Source organism: Streptomyces sp. NPDC055103 (genome assembly GCF_053607625.1).
In genome coordinates this window covers 214,832-231,915 of the sequence record NZ_JBSGTX010000001.1, presented here as the reverse complement: position 1 = coordinate 231,915, position 17,084 = coordinate 214,832, and the positions used below count along the sequence as shown (strand labels likewise).

General features: G+C 73.9%; 16 protein-coding genes. 5 read left to right on the top strand and 11 right to left on the bottom strand.

The features are described from left to right. Positions 1 to 26 precede the first annotated feature (26 nt). A complete protein-coding gene (locus ACWFR1_RS01135; RefSeq protein ID WP_453545126.1) occupies positions 27 to 869 on the top strand; it encodes an NAD-dependent epimerase/dehydratase family protein in 843 nt (280 codons plus the stop codon). On the opposite strand, the gene ACWFR1_RS01130 is transcribed toward ACWFR1_RS01135, so the two are convergent. Genes ACWFR1_RS01130 through ACWFR1_RS01110 form a run of 5 tightly spaced genes read right to left on the bottom strand, consistent with a single transcriptional unit; the run spans position 857 to position 5,900 of the window. Continuing rightward, positions 857 to 2,122 carry an ABC transporter substrate-binding protein gene (locus ACWFR1_RS01130; protein WP_453545124.1) on the bottom strand — a complete coding sequence of 422 codons (1,266 nt, stop codon included), beginning with the start codon at positions 2,120 to 2,122 and terminating at the stop codon, positions 857 to 859. The two genes, ACWFR1_RS01135 and ACWFR1_RS01130, sit on opposite strands and share 13 nt — an antisense overlap. Then, positions 2,119 to 3,291: a branched-chain amino acid ABC transporter permease gene (locus tag ACWFR1_RS01125; RefSeq protein WP_453545122.1), complete on the bottom strand. Its 1,173-nt coding sequence runs from the start codon at positions 3,289 to 3,291 to the stop codon at positions 2,119 to 2,121. Before ACWFR1_RS01125 ends, ACWFR1_RS01130 begins: the two co-directional genes overlap by 4 nt. Further along, on the bottom strand, positions 3,284 to 4,174 hold the full coding sequence (locus tag ACWFR1_RS01120; RefSeq protein ID WP_453545120.1) for a branched-chain amino acid ABC transporter permease: 891 nt from the start codon (positions 4,172 to 4,174) through the stop codon (positions 3,284 to 3,286). The genes ACWFR1_RS01125 and ACWFR1_RS01120 overlap by 8 nt, the downstream gene beginning before the upstream one ends. Next, positions 4,171 to 5,085 (bottom strand): ABC transporter ATP-binding protein, encoded by a 915-nt coding sequence (locus ACWFR1_RS01115; protein ID WP_453545118.1) that lies wholly within the window; start codon positions 5,083 to 5,085, stop codon positions 4,171 to 4,173. Before ACWFR1_RS01115 ends, ACWFR1_RS01120 begins: the two co-directional genes overlap by 4 nt. Next, a complete protein-coding gene (locus ACWFR1_RS01110; protein WP_376407792.1) occupies positions 5,082 to 5,900 on the bottom strand; it encodes an ABC transporter ATP-binding protein in 819 nt (272 codons plus the stop codon). Before ACWFR1_RS01110 ends, ACWFR1_RS01115 begins: the two co-directional genes overlap by 4 nt. 196 nt (positions 5,901 to 6,096) lie before the next feature. On the opposite strand from ACWFR1_RS01110, the gene ACWFR1_RS01105 reads away from it, so the two are divergent. After that, the gene (locus ACWFR1_RS01105; RefSeq protein ID WP_453545115.1) at positions 6,097 to 7,299 is read left to right on the top strand and encodes a PucR family transcriptional regulator; all 1,203 of its coding nucleotides are present in this window, start codon (positions 6,097 to 6,099) and stop codon (positions 7,297 to 7,299) included. A 96-nt stretch (positions 7,300 to 7,395) separates the two neighbouring features. Here the strand turns inward: ACWFR1_RS01105 and ACWFR1_RS01100 are convergent, their stop codons facing one another. After that, positions 7,396 to 8,547, bottom strand: a complete 1,152-nt coding sequence (locus tag ACWFR1_RS01100; RefSeq protein ID WP_453545113.1) for a glycerate kinase — start codon at positions 8,545 to 8,547, stop codon at positions 7,396 to 7,398. Positions 8,548 to 8,659: 112 nt separating this feature from the next. Here ACWFR1_RS01100 and ACWFR1_RS01095 point away from each other — a divergent pair, with 112 nt between their 5' ends. The 3 genes from ACWFR1_RS01095 to ACWFR1_RS01085 are packed head-to-tail and all read left to right on the top strand — an operon-like array spanning position 8,660 to position 11,931. Further along, positions 8,660 to 10,351, top strand: a complete 1,692-nt coding sequence (locus ACWFR1_RS01095; RefSeq protein WP_453545111.1) for a BCCT family transporter — start codon at positions 8,660 to 8,662, stop codon at positions 10,349 to 10,351. A gap of 6 nt (positions 10,352 to 10,357) precedes the next feature. Further along, on the top strand, positions 10,358 to 11,440 hold the full coding sequence (locus tag ACWFR1_RS01090; RefSeq protein ID WP_453545109.1) for an ADP-ribosylglycohydrolase family protein: 1,083 nt from the start codon (positions 10,358 to 10,360) through the stop codon (positions 11,438 to 11,440). Further along, entirely contained in the window at positions 11,437 to 11,931 is a 495-nt protein-coding gene (locus ACWFR1_RS01085; RefSeq protein WP_453545107.1) for an NUDIX domain-containing protein, read from the top strand. The genes ACWFR1_RS01090 and ACWFR1_RS01085 overlap by 4 nt, the downstream gene beginning before the upstream one ends. Before the next feature lie 118 nt (positions 11,932 to 12,049). Here ACWFR1_RS01085 and ACWFR1_RS01080 read toward each other — a convergent pair whose 3' ends face one another. From ACWFR1_RS01080 to ACWFR1_RS01060, 5 genes are all read right to left on the bottom strand, one after another. Next, positions 12,050 to 12,553, bottom strand: coding sequence for a methylated-DNA--[protein]-cysteine S-methyltransferase (locus ACWFR1_RS01080; RefSeq protein ID WP_453545105.1), 504 nt, complete (start codon positions 12,551 to 12,553; stop codon positions 12,050 to 12,052). Between the two features lie 6 nt (positions 12,554 to 12,559). Further along, positions 12,560 to 14,047 (bottom strand): AlkA N-terminal domain-containing protein, encoded by a 1,488-nt coding sequence (locus tag ACWFR1_RS01075; protein WP_453545103.1) that lies wholly within the window; start codon positions 14,045 to 14,047, stop codon positions 12,560 to 12,562. Positions 14,048 to 14,123: 76 nt separating this feature from the next. Continuing rightward, a complete protein-coding gene (locus tag ACWFR1_RS01070) occupies positions 14,124 to 14,888 on the bottom strand; it encodes a metallophosphoesterase (protein WP_453545101.1) in 765 nt (254 codons plus the stop codon). Positions 14,889 to 15,000: 112 nt separating this feature from the next. Beyond that, a complete protein-coding gene (locus ACWFR1_RS01065; protein ID WP_453545099.1) occupies positions 15,001 to 15,621 on the bottom strand; it encodes an L-threonylcarbamoyladenylate synthase in 621 nt (206 codons plus the stop codon). A gap of 9 nt (positions 15,622 to 15,630) precedes the next feature. Then, positions 15,631 to 17,034 (bottom strand): phytoene desaturase family protein, encoded by a 1,404-nt coding sequence (locus ACWFR1_RS01060; protein ID WP_453545393.1) that lies wholly within the window; start codon positions 17,032 to 17,034, stop codon positions 15,631 to 15,633. Positions 17,035 to 17,084: the final 50 nt, after the last annotated feature.

The window sequence follows — 17,084 nt, the reverse complement described above, 5'->3', positions numbered from 1 at the left end:
TGTGAAGATCCACTAGGGTCGGGTCCATGCGTGTACTGGTCGCGGGCGCCACGGGCGCCGTGGGTCGTCAGCTCGTCCCCCGCCTCGAAGCGGCGGGCCACGAGGTCGTGGGCATCTCCCGGCGCGGTCCGCGCCCCGTGGACGTCCTGGACGCCGCGGCGGTGCGGCGGGCGGTGGCCGAGGCCGCGCCGGACGCCGTGGTGCACCAGCTGACGGACCTGGGCGGGGCGGACGGGGCCGCGAACAACCGGGTGCGGATCGAGGGCACACGCCATCTCGTGGACGCGGCGCGGGCGGCCGGGGTCGGCCGGATCGTCGCGCAGTCGATCGCCTGGGCGTACGGCCCCGGGGACGCGCCCGCCGACGAGTCCGTACCGCTCGACGCGACGGAGGAGCTGCCCCGGGCCCGGATCGTCGCGGGCGTCCGCGCCCTGGAGTCCGCGGTGGCGGAGCTTCCGGAGGCCGTCGTCCTGCGGTACGGGATCCTCTACGGGCCCGGCACCTGGTACGCGCCCGGGGGCGCGGTGGCCGCCGCACTGGCCGGGGATCCGGAGGCCCGGTTCCTGGGCAGCACGGCGGCCGACGGTTCGGTGAGCTCCTTCGTGCACGTCGCCGATGCCGCCGAGGCGGCCGTACGGGCCCTGGCCTGGCCCTCGGGCGCGTACAACGTGGTGGACGACGAGCCCGCGCCCGGCCACGACTGGCTGCCGGTCCTGGCCGGAGCGCTCGGCGTCCCGGCCCCGGAGCGGAGCGGGGGCCGGGCGCCCTGGGCCCGGGGCGCGGTGAACGCCCGGGCCCGCGCGCTGGGCTGGGCCCCGGCCCGCCCGTCCTGGCGGACGGGCTTCGCGGACACGGCCTACGGCGTGTAGGCCTTCGCCGCGTCCGAGACGAACGGCTGCCGGACCGCGCGCATGCCGCCGGGGACGGCCTTGTCCGGCTGGATGATCACGGACTCGCGGGAGGACGGCGCCTTCGGGTCGCCCAGGTCGTGGGTCATGCCGAAGCCGGCGTCGTGGGCCTTCAGGCTCAGGAGCGCCTTGTCGACGCCCTCGCGGGTGAGGTCCTTGTCGGCGCAGGCCTTCTTCAGGGCCTCACCGAAGACGCCGGCCGCGGTCCAGCCGGCGACGATGCCGTTGTCGAGGCCGTCGCCGGGGTAGGCGGCCTGGTAGTCGGCGACGAGCTTCTTGGCGGTCGGGGTGTCCGCGCCGATGGGCAGGCTCGGCGAGGCGAACCAGTACATCTTCTCCAGGGCGGGCCCGGCCTGGGTGCCGAGGAGCTGCGGGGCGAAGGCGGAGTTGTTGCCGACGACGGGGACCTTGAGGCCGGTGGCGGCCGCGACGCCGACGAGGGAGGCGGCCTGGCGGGGGCCGGCGCTGATGACGACGGCCTTGACCCCGGCCTGCTTGAGCGCCGAGACCTGCGCCGACATGTCGTTGTCGGTGGGCTTGATCTTCTGCTCGACGACGGTCAGGCCGGCCTTCTCCGCGGCGTACTTCGAGCCCTTCAGCGCGTTCTCGCCGTAGTCGCCCTCGAAGTAGACGTGGCCGAGCTTGTCGCCGGACTTCAGGCCCTTCTCCTTGAGCAGGAAGTCGACGGCGTTGATCGTCTCGACGTCGTACGTGGCGCCGAGGACGCGGATGTACGGGGAGCCGAGGAGGGAGGCCGACCAGGCCTGGGGCAGGACGAGCCCCTTGTCCTTGCCGTCGACCTTGGGCTTGACCGCGGCGACGAACGGGGAGCCGATGAACTGGGGGAAGCCGACGACCTTCGGCTCCAGCTCGGTGTAGGCGGCGAGCGCCTTCTGCGGGTCGTAGCCGTGGTCGCGGACCGTGAGCTCCAGCTGCCGGCCGCAGATCCCGCCGGCGGCGTTGACCTGCTTCACGTACAGCTGCTGGGCCTGGGTGACGCTCTTGCCGAGGGTCGCGTACACGCCGGTCATGTCGGTGAGGGCGCCCAGCGCGATCGTCTTGTCGGTGACGCCCACGCCGGTCTTCACCCCGCCCGCGTCGGTCTGCTTGCCGTCGCCGGTCTTGGCCTTGGAGCTGCATCCGGCGGCGGTGAGGGCGACCAGTGCGGCGAGCGCGGCGGTCAGGCCCCGCACGGCCTGTCTGCGGTGGTTCATCGTGTCTCCCCAGAGGGTTCGGTGGACGGGGTGTCGGTGGACGGGGTGTCGGTGGGGGTGGGGGTGGGGGTGGGGGTGGGGGTGGGGGTGGGGCTCTTGGGTGGGGGGCTCTTGGGTTTCCTGGCGGCGAGGCGGACCAGGCCGCCCGGCAGGAACAGCACCACCGCGACGACGGCGGCGCCGTAGAGGTAGCGCGAGGCCTCCCCCGGTGCGATCCCGCCCGTCCCCGGGGCGGAGACCAGGGGCAGCGCCTCGCTGTACCGGGTGAGGACCTGCGGCAGGAGGGAGACGAAGACGCCTCCGACGACCGCGCCGGCGACGGAGCCGAGACCGCCGATGACGATCATGGCCAGGTATTCGAGGGAGAGCGCCATGCCGAAGTACTCCGGCACGGTCCGCTGGAAGACGAGGGCGAGCAGGACGCCGGCCAGGCCCGCGTACATGGAGGAGAGGACGAAGACGGCGGCGCGGTAGCGGGCCACCGGGATGCCCATGACCCCGGCGGCGATCCGGTGGTCCCGGATCGCGTTCATGGCGCGGCCGGGACGGCCCCTGAGGACTCCCCTGGCGAAGAGCACCGCACCGAGGAGCAGGATCAGGCCGAGGTACCAGAGCTTCTCCACGGCACCGAACGGCACCTGGGCGACGAGGAGTTCGGTGTCGTCGAAGGTGAGTCCGAAGAGGGAGAGCGGCGGGACGGCACGGCCGTTGTAACCACCGGTCAGGTCATGGGCGTTGAAGAGGACGTGCTGCCCGATGAAGATCAGCGCGAGGGTGGCGATGCCGAGGTACGCGCCGCGCAGCCGGCCCGCGATGGGGCTGAACAGCCCGCCGGCCAGGCCCGCGAGGGCCACCGCGAGGACGGCGGCGAGCCAGCCGGGCAGGCCGAGACCGGCGAGTCCGTCCGCACCGTCGCCGGCGAAGAGGCAGTAGCCGTAGGCGCCGACGGCGAGGAAGAAGGCGTGCCCCATGGAGAGTTGGCCGGTGGCGCCGGTCAACAGGTTGATGCCGAGGGCACCGAGGGCGGCGACCATGGCGAACAGCCCGGCCTGGAGCCAGAAGCGGTCCAGGTAGAACGGGAGCGCGACGAGGAGGAGTCCGGCGGCGGTCCACGCGTACACCGCGGGCGTACGGACGCGCAGGGCGCTCCGGGCGAGCGTCTCAGACACGGGCGAGCTCCTTCGTACCGAAGAGTCCGGCCGGGCGGATCAGCAGGACCGCGACCATGACGAGGTAGGGGGCGAGGTCGCCGATGCCCCGGCCGAGGAAGGCCAGGTCGCTCTGGTAGCCGGTGGCGAGGGACTCGGTGATGCCGACGAGGAGTCCGCCGACGAGGGCGCCCGTGGTGGAGTCGAGGCCGCCGAGGATGGCGGCGGGGAAGGCCTTGAGGGCGGCGAGCGAGGTGGCGCGTTCCAGGCCGGGCGTCGGGAAGACGGTGAGGAAGAGCGCGGCGACGGCGGCGAGGGCGCCGGCGACCGCCCAGGCCCCGAGGGAGACCCGGCCGAGCCGGATGCCCATGAGGGCGGCGGTCTCCTGGTTCTCGGCGGCGGCCCGCATGGCGACGCCCCAGGAGGTGTAGCGGAAGGCGAGCAGGAAGGCGGTGATGAGGAGCGCCGCGACGAGGAGGGCGGCGATCCGGGTCTGCGCGATGGTGACCGGGCCGACGGTGAGGACCGCGTCGCCCCACGGGTCGCCGAGGGCGAGGATGTCGGTGCCGATCCGGCGGGTCAGCTCGGTGGCGAGCAGGATGTCGACGCCGATGGTGACGATCGCGAGGACGCTGTGGTCGGCGCCCCGGTGGCGGCGCATGACGAAGAACTCGACGGCGGCGCCGACCACGGCGGCGCCCGCGATCCCGGCGAGCAGCGCGGGCCAGAAGCCGATGTCGTCGTGGAGGACGGCGGTGACGTAGCCGCCGGCCAGGAGGAGGGAGGCATGGGCGAAGTTGACGACCTCGGTGGCGCGGAAGATGACCACGAAGCCGAGGGCGATGAGGGCGTAGATCGAGCCCAGTGAGACGCCGTTGATCAGGATTTCAGCGAAGGTGCTCACGCGGCGGTCTCCTCTCCGAGGTAGGCGCGGACGACCGCCGGGTCGTTCTGGACGTCGCCGGGGGCTCCGTCGGCGATGCGGCGGCCGAAGTCGAGGACGGTGACGGAGTCGGCGAGCCGCATCACCAGGCCCATGTCGTGCTCGACGAGGAGGACCGAGATGCCGAGGCTGTCGCGGACGCCCGCGATGACGGCGGCGGTACGGACCCGCTCGTCGGCGGTCATGCCGGCGACGGGCTCGTCGAGCAGCAGCAGCTTCGGCTCCATGCAGAGGGCGCGGGCGAGTTCGGCGAGCTTCTGCTGTCCGTACGGAAGGGAGCCGGCGGGCTGCGCGAGCTGCTTCTCCAAGCCGACGAAGGCGGCGATCTCCCGGACCCTGGCCCGGTGGCGGGCCTCCTCGCGGGCGGCGGAGGGGAGCCGGAGTCCGGCGGCGAGGAAGCCGGTGCGGGTGAGCCGGTGGCGGCCGAGCATCAGGCTGTCCTCGACGCTGGCGCGGGGCGGCAGGGCCAGGTTCTGGAAGATCCGGCCGACGCCGAGGTCCGCGATCCGGTGCGGGGGCAGGGTGGTCAGCTCGTGTGCGCCGAGGCGGACGGAGCCCGCGGTGGCCCGGTAGACGCCGGAGAGCACGTTGAAGCAGGTGGACTTGCCGGCGCCGTTGGGGCCGATGAGGGCGTGCACGGTGCCGGGCCGGACGGTGAAGCCGATGCCGTCGAGGGCGGTGAGCCCGGCGAACCGGACAGTCAGGTCCTCGACGACGAGGGCGGGGACGTCGGGGATGGCCGGGGCGGGCGCGGGGGCGCCGGTCCTCGGGGCGGGCACGGACGCCTCGCTCGTCGGTGCGCGCAGGGACGCCTCGCTCGTCGGTGCGGGCACGGACGCCTCGCTCGTCGGGTCGCTTGCCTGGTCGCTCATCGGGTCTCCTCCCAGCGGGACAGGACCGGGTGCGCGGCCCGGGCGCGGGCCGCGTCGGCGGCGGCGTCCTCGTCGACGACGCCGAGGTAGCGGCGGCGCACCTCGTCGGAGGCGGCGAGCTCGGCCGCCGGTCCCGAGAGGGTGACCTCGCCGACCTCCAGGACGTACGCGCGGGAGGCGAGCCGCAGCGCGAGCGCCGCGTTCTGCTCGACGAGGAGCACGGCCGTGCCCTGGGCGTTGATCTCGCGGACGGCGTCCGCGATCCGGGCGGCCATCAGCGGGGCGAGCCCCAGGGACGGCTCGTCGAGGAGGAGCAGGCCCGGCGCGGCCATGAGGGCTCGGCCGACGGCGAGCATCTGCTGCTCGCCGCCGGAGAGCAGCCCGGCCTGCTGGCGGGCCCGGTCGGCCAGGACCGGGAAGAGCTCGTGGACCCGGCGCAGCGCGGCGGCCTTCGCGGCGCGGTCGCCGCGGCGGCCGAGCGCGCCGGCGCGGAGGTTGTCCTCGACCGTCATCCGGGCGAAGACCTGGCGGCCCTCCGGCACCTGGGAGACGCCGGCGGCGACGACCCGGTCGGGCGGGAGCCCGTCGAGCGGCCGGCCGTCGCGGCTCACCGTGCCGGAGACCACGGACCCGCCGTGGAACCGCAGGGTGCGCGAGACGGCCCGCAGCAGGGTCGACTTGCCGGCGCCGTTGCCGCCCAGGACGGTGACGACGGCGCCCGCCGGTACGGTCAGCGACACCTGGCGCAGCGCGCGCACCGGTCCGTATCCCGCCGTGAGGTCCTTGACCTCGAGGGCGGGTGCGGTTCCTCCCATGGATCCCCTTCCCCGGCCGTCTTTGTTACTCGGCCGTTCAGTGGCGCTCACCCCAGCACCGCGCCGGACGGTCCGTCCACGTCCCGCGGCCGAATCGCTGCCGGTGACCAGCGGGGACGGCGATGGGCTGTGCATGCGCACAACGCTGCGCGTCAGGGGTGTGCCGAGGGGCCCGGTGCGGTGGATCCTCCGGGGCATGGGACGGCGCAGACGGCGGACCGGTGACGACTGGAAGGTGCTCGCTCAGGCGTGCACGGCGCTTCTGGAGCGGGTGCCGGAGCTGGTGGACGAGCATCTGAGAGAGCTGCACGCGTACGAGCCCGCCTACGGGCGGATCCTGCCGTACGACCAGCACTGGCAGGAGGCCCAGGAGGCGATGCGGATCGGGATCGAGATGATCTCGGCGCCGCGGAACTCGCCCCGGCGGGATCTTCAGCAGGCGGAGGAGATGGGCCGGCGCAGGGCCGCGCAGGGGATGCCGCTCGAGCTGGTCGTGCACGCGTACCGCCACGCGGGGCATCTGGTCTGGGACGCGCTGATCGAGGGCGCCCGGGACGACACGGCGCAGCTGGCGGCGCTGATGCAGTCGGCGACGACGGTGTGGTCGGCGGTGGACGCGCAGGCGGACACGGCGTCGGAGGCGTACCGGTCGGCGGAGGCGGAGCTGCGGCGCCGGACCGACGAGCAGCTCCAGGCGCTCCTGGACGCGCTGCTCCAGGGTCAGTGGTCGGCCGAGCTGGTGTCGCGGGCGGCGGCGGGCCTGGACCTGCCGGAGCAGGGGCGGTACGCGGTGGTGGTGCTGCGCTACGACCGGCGGGAGGAGCGGGAGTCGTTCCACCGGCAGGTGCAGGGCGAGGGCGTGCGGTTCCTGTGGCGGATGGGCGCGGACTGCGAGATCGGGGTGGTGGCGCTGGCCGGGGAGACCGGTCTGGACGCCCTGTCGGAGCTCCTCGACGGGCGGTGCCCGGGGCCGGGCGGGATCAGTCCGGTCGTGGTCGGCCTGACCGAGCTGGGCCGGGCGCGGCGTCTCGCGGAGCTGGCCCTGCGCACGTGCCCGCCGGGCAGCCGGCAGATCGTGCGGCTGGACCGCCGGATGGCGGGGGCGCTGGTGGTGGGCCAGCCGGAGGTGGCGAGCCTGCTGGTCTCGGACGTCCTGGGCGGTCTCCTCGAACTGGATCCGGCGGACCGGGCGGTCCTCCTGGAGACGCTGGACGTGTGGCTCGACTGCGAGGGCTCGGCGGGTCGGGCGGCGGGCCGCCTGTACTGCCACCGGAACACGGTGTTCAACCGCCTGCGGCGCCTGGAACAGCTGACGTCACGGTCGCTGTCCCGGCCGCGGGACCTGACGGAGATGACACTGGCCCTGGACGCGTTCCGGCTGACGGCGTCGCAGGGGTGAGGAACACTCGTACGGGCCGGGGAACGGCGCCCAGGACCCGTACGAGCGTCTTCGCGTGCGGCGACAGGGGTGTCTCCCGCGTGCGGCGGCGTGCGACTACGACAGGAAGTCGCGGGCGATCGACGCCGCCACGTCCTCCAGGAGCGGGCCCGCGTTCGCCATGGACGTGGACGGGTCCGGTTCCAGGGCGGTGAGGGGGTACGCGCGGCGGATGCCCGCCTTGCCGAGGGCCTCCGGCGGGAGGGCCAGGCGGCCGCAGACCGCGACGACCTCCTTGCCGGCCGCGCGGGCCGCCGCGGCGACGCCCGCCGGGGCCTTGCCGTGGAGGGTCTGCTCGTCGAGGGAGCCCTCGCCGGTGATGACGAGGGTGGCCCGCTCCAGGGCGGGGGCGAAGCCGAGGACCTCCAGCATCAGCTCGATGCCGGGGCGGAAGCTCGCGCCCAGGATGAGGGCGCCGTAGCCGATGCCGCCCGCGCCGCCCGCGCCGGGCGCCACGGCCGCTTCGGCCGCCTTGGGGCCGATGGCCTTCTCCAGGACGGTGGCGAAGTGGGCGAGGGCCGCGTCCAGGGTGCGGACGTCGTCCGGGGTGGCACCCTTCTGCGGGCCGTAGACGGCGGGCGCGCCCTTGGGGCCGGTGAGCGGGTTGTCGACGTCGCTGGCCAGGATCAGGTCGACCGAGGTGAAGCGCGGGTCGAGGCCGGTGAGGTCGGCCGTGGCCAGCTCCGCGAGGGCCGCGCCGCCGGGTCCGACGGGCTCGCCGGCCGCGTCGAGGAAGCGGGCGCCGAGCGCGGCGAGCATGCCGGCGCCGCCGTCGGTGGTGGCGCTGCCGCCGACGCCGAAGACGACGGTGGTCGCCCCCGCGTCCAGCGCGGCGCGGAGCAGTTCCCCGGAGCCGTAGGTGGTCGCGGTCAGCGGGGCGAAGACCCCGGCGGGGAGGAGCTGGAGACCCGAGGCCTCCGCCATCTCGACGACCGCGGTGGTGTCGCGCAGCGCGTAGGCCGCCGTGACCGGCTCGCCGAGCGGGCCCGTCACCTGGACCTCGCGGCGTTCGAATCCGGCCGCGACCGCGGCCGCGACGGTGCCGTCGCCGCCGTCCGCGACGGGCAGCGTCTCCACCGTGAGCTCCGGGACGACCCGTCGCAGTCCTGCCGTGACCCGCTCCGCGACCTGTACGGCCGTGAGCGAACCCTTGAACTTGTCGGCCGCCACGAGTACGTGAGCGACCTGAGTTGCTGCCCCGTCCGTCACCTTGCATCCCTTGCTTTCGAACGTGCAGTCGCGCCAGGGCCGACCCTATCCGTACCGCCAGACGGCGTGCCACCCCCTGATAAAGCGATATTCCGCACCATAGTGGGGTCGCATGAGTACGGAACGGATCGAACGGACCCCGCGTGAGCGGCCCGCACCCGATGGCGTACCCGATGGCAAGGTCATCGGGATCGGGATCGCGGCCGTCGTGGCGGTCGTCGCCTGGGCGGCCCTGGGCGAGGACTCCTTCGACAGCGCCTCGTCCACGGCCCTGCAGTGGGTGCTGTCCAATTTCGCCTGGCTGTTCGTGGTCGCCGCGGACACCTTCCTGGTGCTGTGCGTGGTGATCGCGCTGAGCCGCTTCGGCCGGATCAGGCTGGGCGCGGACGACTCGGAGCCCGAGTTCACGAACCTCGCGTGGATCGCGATGATGTTCAGCGCCGGCATGGGTATCGGTCTGATGTTCTACGGGGTCGGGGAGCCGCTCCAGCACTTCCTGAGCCCTCCCCCGGCGAGCGGGGTCCCGGCCGGGACCGGCGCCGCGGCCCGTACCGCCATGGAGTACTCGTTCTTCCACTGGACGCTCACCCCGTGGGCGATCTACGGCATCGCCGGTCTCGCCCTCGCGTACGCGGGCTTCCGCAAGGGCCGCGGCAACCGGCTCAGCTCGGCCTTCGTGCCGCTGATGGGCGCGCGCCGGGCGAACTCCTGGCCCGGCAAGGCGATCGACCTGCTCGCGGTCTTCGCGACGGTCTTCGGCACGGCGACGAGCCTGGGGCTCGGCGCCCTCCAGGTGGCCGAGGGGCTGAACCTCACGATGGGCGTGGAGAACACCACCTCCACGCAGCTGATCATCATCGTGTCGCTGTCGGCGGCCTTCGTCGTGTCGGCCTTCTCGGGGCTCCACAAGGGCGTGAAGTGGCTTTCCACGCTGAACATCGTCCTCGCCGGCTGTCTGATGCTCTTCGTCTTCCTGCTCGGCCCGACCGTCTACATCCTGGACACCATCCCGGCCTCGGTCGGCGGCTATCTGCACCAGCTGCTGCCGATGGCGAGCCGGACCGGCGCCTTCTCCGATCCCGACTGGCTGGGCGCGTGGACGATCTTCTACTGGGCGTGGTGGCTGTCCTGGGCGCCCTTCGTCGGCACCTTCATCGCCCGGATCTCGCACGGCCGGACGATCCGAGAGTTCCTGACGGGCGTGCTGCTCGTGCCCTCTGGCGCGACCGTGGTGTGGTTCTGCGTGATGGGCGGTACGGCGATCCGGCTGGAGTCGACGGGCGCGGCGGACCTGGCGGAGGCGGTCGAGGACGGCGCGGAGGCCTCGCTGTTCGCGATGCTGGAGGCGCTGCCGATCGGCACGGTCACCTCGGTCATCGCGATGATCCTCGTGATGACGTACTTCGTCACGAGCGCGGACTCGGCCTCGCTGGTCATGGGCTCGCTGACGAGCCGGGGCTCGCTCCACCCGCCGACCTGGCTCGTGGTCACCTGGGGCGTCCTGATGGCGTCCGTGGCGGCGGCGCTGCTCGTCGTCGGCGGTCTGAACTCGCTCCAGACGGCGACGATCCTGGTGGCGCTGCCCTTCGTGATGGTCATGCTCGCGCTGTGCTTCGCGCTCCTGAAGGAGCTGCGGGACGACCCGGGGGCCGGCCCGGTCCGGCACCACGCCCTGCACGGGATGCGGGACGCGGTGCGGACGCTGGTCGGCGAGGCGATGACCGAACAGGGCGGCGGCGCCCGCCACCACCGGCTGCGCCGGGCGGCGAAGGCCCGCACCGACACGGAGGAAGAGGAGGGCTGAGGCGCCATGGAGCTCGCGCACAGGCGGCTCACCCGCGCGGAACTCGCCGACCGGATCCTGGGCGGCTGGACCGGCCGCATCGCGGGGAACATGCTCGGCAAGCCCGTCGAGCGCGGGGACCACTGGACCCGGGAGCACATCGACGCGTACCTCCGGCTCACGGACGCGCTCCCGCTGACCGACTACCTGCCGCCCCCGCCGCCCGGGGCGACCGGCTTCGAGCTGCGCCCCGAGTGGCCCCGGTGCGTGCGCGGCGGGATCGACGGGAGCTGCCGGGACGACGACGTCGACTGGTCGGTCCTCGGGCTGCACCTCCTGGAGACCCGCGGCTTCGCCTTCACGACCGAGCAGGTCGGCGAGGAGTGGCTGCTGCGGCTGCCGTACCTCCAGACCTTCACGGCCGAGCGGGTCGCCTACCGGAACCTCGCGAACGGACTGCGGCCGCCGCTGACGGCCACGTACGACAACCCGTACCAGGAGTGGATCGGGGCGCTGATCAGGGCCGACGTGTACGGCTGGACCTGCCCGGGGGATCCGCGCCGGGCCGCCTCGCTCGCCCGCCGCGACGCGGTCCTCTCGCACACGGGGAACGGCGTGTACGGCGCGATGTGGGCGGCGGCGCTGATCGCCGCCGCCTTCACCGCGCCCGACGTCCGGTCCGTCCTGGAGGCGGGCCTGGAGCGGGTCCCGGCGGGCAGCCGGCTCGCCAGGACCGTCCGGGCGACGATCGCCCTGCACGAGTCGGGGCTCGACTGGTCCGACACGCTCGCCGCGATGGAGGAGCGGACGGCGGGGCTCGGCTGGATCCACACCGTCCCGAACGCGGCCGTGCTCACCGCCGGACTCCTGTACGGCGAGGGGGACTTCACCCGCACGATCGCGCTGACCGTGCGCGGCGGTCTCGACACGGACTCGAACGGCGCGACGGCGGGCTCGGTGGCGGGGGTGATGTGCGGGGCCGCCGCGATCCCGCCGCGGTGGTCGGAGCCGCTGCGGGACCGGGTGAGCAGCGCCGTGTTCGGCTTCGACGGGGTACGGATCGGCGAACTCGCCGAGCGGACACTGCGGCTGGCTACGCTGACGCCATGACCACCACCGACTACGCCACGTACATCGCCGGCCTCCCCCGCGTCCTGGCCGGCGCCGCCGCGCTCTTCCGGGACGCCGGGGGCCGCGTCCTGGTCGTCGAGCCCAACTACCGCGAGGGCTGGACGCTGCCGGGCGGAACGATCGAGTCCGACGCGGGCGAGACGCCCCGGCAGGCGGCCCGCAGGGAGACGGCGGAGGAGATCGGTCTGGACCTCGCTCTCGGCGCGCTGCTTGCGGTCGACTGGTCGCACGGGACGGCGCGGCCGCCGGTCGTGGCGTACGTGTACGACGGCGGGGTGCTGACCGAGGAGCGGTTCGGGCAGATCCGGCTCCAGGAGGAGGAGTTGCTCTCCTGGAAGCTGATCGGACGCGAGGAGGTCCTCGCCCATCTCCCGGGGAGCCTGGGCCGGCGCGTCCTCGCCGCGCTGGACGTCCTGGCGACGGGCGGAGGGCCGGCGGAGCTGGAGAACGGTCACCCGGCGCGGGGCTGACCCGCGTCCGGGCCTTCCGCCGGGCGTGCGGGTGGACCGGCGTCTCCCGCAGCGCCGACGTCGCGGACCTTCGGGGTCCGCCTACCCGCCGGCGCGGTGGCCGGAACCGGTCACCGCGCTAGAAGAGGCCCGCGGGCTCCCCCGTACCGGATTCCAGGGCGAGCAGGCGCTGCTTGCGGTCGAGGCCGCCGCCGTAGCCGGTGAGGCCGCCGCTCGCGCCGACCACGCGGTGGCAGGGCACGACGATGCTGACCGGGTTCTTGCCGTTGGCCAGGCCGACGGCCCGGGAGGCGGTGGGGTTGCCGAGGGCCTCGGCCAGTTCGCCGTACGTCCGGGTCTCCCCGTACGGGATGCGGCACAGTTCCTCCCACACCCGCAGCTGGAACGGGGTGCCGACCAGGTGGAGGGGGAGGTCGAACACGGTGAGCTCGCCCGCGAAGTAGGCGTCGAGCTGGCGGACCGTCTCGCCGAAGGGGCGGGGGTCGGGCTCGCCGAAGGTCTCCTCGGGCGGGCGGTGGCGCTGGCCTGTCATGTGGATGCGGCTGAGGACGCCGTCGACGGCGACGAGGGTCAGCGGCTCGTACGGGCTGTCCACGACGGTGTGGCGGACGGTGGCGGGCATGGCGGATCAGCTCTCTTCGCCGGGCAGGTGGTTGATCGGGTGGGCGTCGGTGGCCCAGAGGTACTGGACGGCGTAGGCACGCCAGGGCCGCCAGTCGGCGGCGCGGGCGGTGAGCGCGGCCGGGGTGCCGGGCAGGCCGAGGCCCTCGGCGGCGCGGCGGACGCCGAGGTCGCCGGGGAGGAAGGCGTCGGGGTCGCCGAGCGCCCGCATCGCGATGATCTCGGTCGTCCAGGGGCCGAAGCCCGGCAGGGCGAGGAGCCGGGCGCGCGTCTCCTCGCGGTCGCCGGCGGGGCCGAGGGTGAGCGAGCCGTCCGCGAGGGCCTGGACGAGGGTGAGGAGGGTGGTGCGGCGGCTGCGGGGCAGGGCGAGGCTCTCCGGGTCGAGGCCGGCGAGGGCCTCGGGGCCGGGGAAGAGGTGGGTGAGGCCGCCCTCGGGGTCGTCGACGGGGGTGCCGTACGCGGTGACGAGGCGGGCCGCGTGGGTGCGGGCCGCGGCGGTGGAGACCTGCTGGCCGAGCACGGCCCGTACGGCGAACTCGGCGGGGTCGACGGTGCCGGGCACCCGGCGGCCGGGCGCCGTGTCGACGAGCGGGGCGAGCAGCGGGTCCGCGCGCAGCCGGTCGTCGACGGCGACGGGGTCGGCGTCCAGGTCGAGGAGCCTGCGGCAGCGGCTGATCGCGTGGGTGAGGTCGCGCGGGTCGGTGAGGGAGAGCCGGCAGGCGATGTGGTCGGCGCGGGGTGCGAGGGCGACGATGCCGTGTCCGTACGGGAGGCTCAGCGTCCGCCGGTAGGCGCCGTCGCGCCACTCCTCCACGCCGGGGACGGCGGTCGCGGCGAGGTGGCCGAAGAGGTTGGAGGGTTCCAGGGGCGCGCGGAACGGCAGCCGGAGGCTGATCGACCCGGGGGTGCCGGCGGCCGTCTCGGGGCGGCGGCGGGCCGCGCGGGTGCGCAGCTCCCCGGGGGTGAGGGCGAAGACCTCGCGGACGGTGTCGTTGAAGGTCCGGATCGAGGAGAAGCCGGCCGCGAAGGCGATCTCGCCCATCGGCAGCGGGGTGGTCTCGATGAGGACGCGGGCGGTCTGGGCGCGCTGGGCGCGGGCCAGGGCCAGCGGTCCTGCGCCGAGTTCGGCGAGGAGCTGGCGCTCGATCTGGCGGGTGGACCAGCCGAGCCGCCGGGCGAGACCGGGGACGCCCTCCCGGTCGACGACGCCGTCCTGGATGAGGCGCATGGCGCGGGCGACGGCGTCGGCCCTGACGTGCCACTCGGGCGAGCCGGGGCTGGTGTCGGGCCGGCACCGCTTGCAGGCCCGGAATCCGGCGCGCTGACAGGACGCTGAGCTGGGGTGGAACTCCATGTTCTCGGGCTTGGGCGGGACGACCGGGCAGCTGGGCCGGCAGTAGATCCGGGTGGTCCGGACGGCGGTGAAGAAGACGCCGTCGAAGCGGGCGTCCTTCGACTGGACGGCCCGCACGCAGCGCTCGGTTTCGGTGTGCATGGTTCAAGGATCGGGGACGGACGGCCCGTGGGCTGGCGAGAAAACGACATGGACGTCCGGCCCCGGTGCCTGTCGGTCAGAGGGTGACGGTCCGGTAGTGGGTGGTGAGCCTGCCGTTCTCGTCGAGGACGTGGAAGGCGAGCGCGGGCGGCAGGTCGAGGTGGACGTACGGGGAGTCCGGCCCCGGCTTCTCCCAGGGGAGGCGAGTGGCGGACACGACCCCTGGTGCCACGAGGAGCGGGCGCCCGGCGAAGGTCGTGGCGGCCGCCGTGTGGGCGTGGCCCGCCAGGAAGGCCGTGAGGTGGGGGTGACGGTCGGCGAGGGCGGCGAGCCGCCTTTCGGCGAACTGCCGGATCCCGTCCACGTACGGGATGTGCAGCGGGACCGGCGGGTGGTGGAAGGCGACGAGGGCGGGCACCTCGCGCGGGGTGGCGGCGAGGACGCCGTCCAGCCACTCCAGCGTCTCGTCCTCCAGGAGGCCCTCGTCCTTGCCCGGCACGGAGGAGTCGCAGAGGGCCACGACGAAGCCCTCGCCGCGGAGCACCTGGTTCACGGGCGCGCACGGGAGGGTCGACGTCTCGTCCGGAAGCAGCGCCTCCCGGAAGGCGGCGCGGTCGTCGTGGTTGCCGGGGCAGACGAGCAGCGGGTGACGGGAGTTCAGCAGCTCCCGGACGACAGCGTACTCGTCCGCCGTCCCGTGGTCGGCGATGTCCCCCGTGACGAGGACGGCCGCCAGGTCGTACGGCAGCTCCTCCAGGTACCGCATGACCGCGCGGGTGCGGTCGGCGCTGCGGGGTTCCCCGTCGATGTGGATGTCGCTGACCTGGGCGATGACGATCATCTACACGGTCCTCCGTCGGTTGCGGCGAGCGGGTGCTCGCACGACCGTACGGCGGTCACGCTCCTTGCCGTAAGGGCCGGTTCGCGGGAGGTGTCCTGCTTCCGGCGGCGTCCTACTCGAACCGCGTGGTGTCCCCCGCCCCGCGCCGGACGATCTCGGGCTCGCCGCCGGAGAAGTCGACGACGGTGGTCGGTTCGGTGCCGCACTCGCCGGAGTCGAGGACGACGTCCACCTGGTGGTCGAGGCGCTCCTTGATCTCCCAGCCCTGGGTGAGCGGTTCGGCCTCGTCGGGCAGGAGCAGCGTGCTGGAGAGCAGCGGTTCGCCGAGCTCGGCGAGGAGGGCCTGGGTGACGATGTGGTCGGGGATGCGGACGCCCACGGTCTTCTTCTTGGGGTGCAGCAGCTGGCGCGGCACTTCCTTGGTGGCGGGCAGGATGAAGGTGTACGCCCCGGGGGTCGCGGCCTTGACCGCGCGGAAGACGTCGTTGTCGATCTGGACGAGCTGGCCCAGCTGGGCGAAGTTCTGGCACATGAGCGTGAAGTGGTGCCGGTCGTCGAGGTCGCGGATCGCGCGGATGCGGCTGATGCCGTCCCGGCTGCCGAGGCGGCTGCCGAGGGCGTAGCAGGAGTCGGTCGGGTACGCGACGAGCGCGCCGTTCCGAATGCTGTCGGCGATGGTGCCGATGGTGCGCGGCTGGGGGTTCTCGGGGTGCACGTCGAAGTACTTGGCCATGGGGACAGTCTATTTTCGCAGCCGGCGCCAGACCGCCTTCGCCGCGTTGTGCCCGGACATGCCGTGGACGCCGGGGCCGGGCGGGGTGGCGGAGGAGCAGAGGAAGACCGCCGGGTGCGGGGTCGCGTAGGGACGGAGGGAGAGCGTGGGGCGCAGGATGAGCTGGAGGCCTCGCGCCGCTCCGCAGGCGATGTCGCCGCCGACGTAGTTGGCGTTGCGCTCGGCGAGTTCGGGGGGTCCCGCGGTGGCGCGGGCCAGGACGCGGTCGCGGAAGCCGGGGGCGAACCGCTCGATCTGCCGCTCGATCGCGTCGGTGAGGTCGCCGCGCCAGCCGTTCGGCACGTGTCCGTAGGCCCAGAAGACGTGCTTGCCCTCGGGGGCGCGGGAGGGGTCGACGAGGCTGGGCTGGGCGGTGATGAGGAAGGGAGCCCCGGGGGCGGTGCCGGAGGAGGCCTGGCACAGGGCACGGTCGATCTCGCCGGCGGTGGGGCCGACCTGGACGGTGCCGGCGCGCCGGGCTTCCTCAGCGGTCCAGGGCACGGGGCCGTCGAGCGCGTAGTCGATCTTGAAGACGCTGGCGCCGTACTTGTAGTGGTCGTAGTGCCCGCCGAAGCCGGCGATCCGGGCGAGGGCGGTGGGCGAGGTGTCGAAGACGTAGGCGCGGGCGGGCGGCAGGTCGTCGAGCCGCTTGACCTCGAAGTCGGTGTGGACGGCGCCGCCGAGGTCCTTGAGGTACGCGGCGAGGGCGTCGGAGATCGACTGCGAGCCGCCCCGGGGCATCGGCCAGCCGCCCGCGTGCGCGGCGAGTGCGAAGACGAGGCCGACGGCTCCGGTGGCGAGGCCGCCGAGCGGGGCGATGACATGGCCGACCATGCCGGCGAAGAGCGCGCGGGCCTTCTCGTCCTGGAACCTTCGCATCAGCCAGGTGGCGGGCTGCAGTCCGTCGATTCCGAAGCGGGCGAGGGTGACGGGGTCGCGGGGCAGTCCGGTGAGCGGCAGCTGCATGAAGTCCCGGGCGAGGGTGTCCCACTTGCCGAGGTAGGGGGCGACGAGCCGACGGTACGCCCCGGCGTCACGGGGGCCGAAGGAGGAGGCGGTCTCGGCGACGGAGCGGGCGAGGACGGCGGCGGTGCCGTCGTCCCAGGGGTGGGCCATGGGCAGTTCGGGGTGGAGCCACTCCAGGCCGTACCGGTCCAGCGGCATCGTCTTGAAGACGGGTGAGCCGGCGCCGAGCGGGTGCACGGCGGAGCAGGGGTCGTGGCGGAAGCCGGGGAGGGTGAGCTCCTCGGTCCTGGCGCCGCCGCCGACCGTCGGCTTCGCCTCGAAGACGGCGACGGAGAAGCCGCGCCGGGCCAACTCCACGGCCGCTGTCAGCCCGTTGGGGCCCGCCCCCACGACGACGGCATCGAGCATCGACGTCTCGTTCGTCACCTTCGAACTCCTTCGTCAGCCGAGGCCAAGAC

Coding starts and splice junctions, on each gene's coding strand:
- ACWFR1_RS01135 (WP_453545126.1), top strand. CDS start 27: ATGCGTGTACTGGTCGCGGGCGCCACGGGCGCCGTGGGTCGTCAGCTC.
- ACWFR1_RS01115 (WP_453545118.1), bottom strand. CDS start 5,085: ATGAGCGACCAGGCAAGCGACCCGACGAGCGAGGCGTCCGTGCCCGCA.
- ACWFR1_RS01060 (WP_453545393.1), bottom strand. CDS start 17,034: ATGCTCGATGCCGTCGTCGTGGGGGCGGGCCCCAACGGGCTGACAGCG.
- ACWFR1_RS01130 (WP_453545124.1), bottom strand. CDS start 2,122: ATGAACCACCGCAGACAGGCCGTGCGGGGCCTGACCGCCGCGCTCGCC.
- ACWFR1_RS01075 (WP_453545103.1), bottom strand. CDS start 14,047: ATGCACACCGAAACCGAGCGCTGCGTGCGGGCCGTCCAGTCGAAGGAC.
- ACWFR1_RS01080 (WP_453545105.1), bottom strand. CDS start 12,553: ATGCCCGCCACCGTCCGCCACACCGTCGTGGACAGCCCGTACGAGCCG.
- ACWFR1_RS01105 (WP_453545115.1), top strand. CDS start 6,097: ATGGGACGGCGCAGACGGCGGACCGGTGACGACTGGAAGGTGCTCGCT.
- ACWFR1_RS01070 (WP_453545101.1), bottom strand. CDS start 14,888: ATGATCGTCATCGCCCAGGTCAGCGACATCCACATCGACGGGGAACCC.
- ACWFR1_RS01085 (WP_453545107.1), top strand. CDS start 11,437: ATGACCACCACCGACTACGCCACGTACATCGCCGGCCTCCCCCGCGTC.
- ACWFR1_RS01090 (WP_453545109.1), top strand. CDS start 10,358: ATGGAGCTCGCGCACAGGCGGCTCACCCGCGCGGAACTCGCCGACCGG.
- ACWFR1_RS01065 (WP_453545099.1), bottom strand. CDS start 15,621: ATGGCCAAGTACTTCGACGTGCACCCCGAGAACCCCCAGCCGCGCACC.
- ACWFR1_RS01095 (WP_453545111.1), top strand. CDS start 8,660: ATGAGTACGGAACGGATCGAACGGACCCCGCGTGAGCGGCCCGCACCC.
- ACWFR1_RS01110 (WP_376407792.1), bottom strand. CDS start 5,900: ATGGGAGGAACCGCACCCGCCCTCGAGGTCAAGGACCTCACGGCGGGA.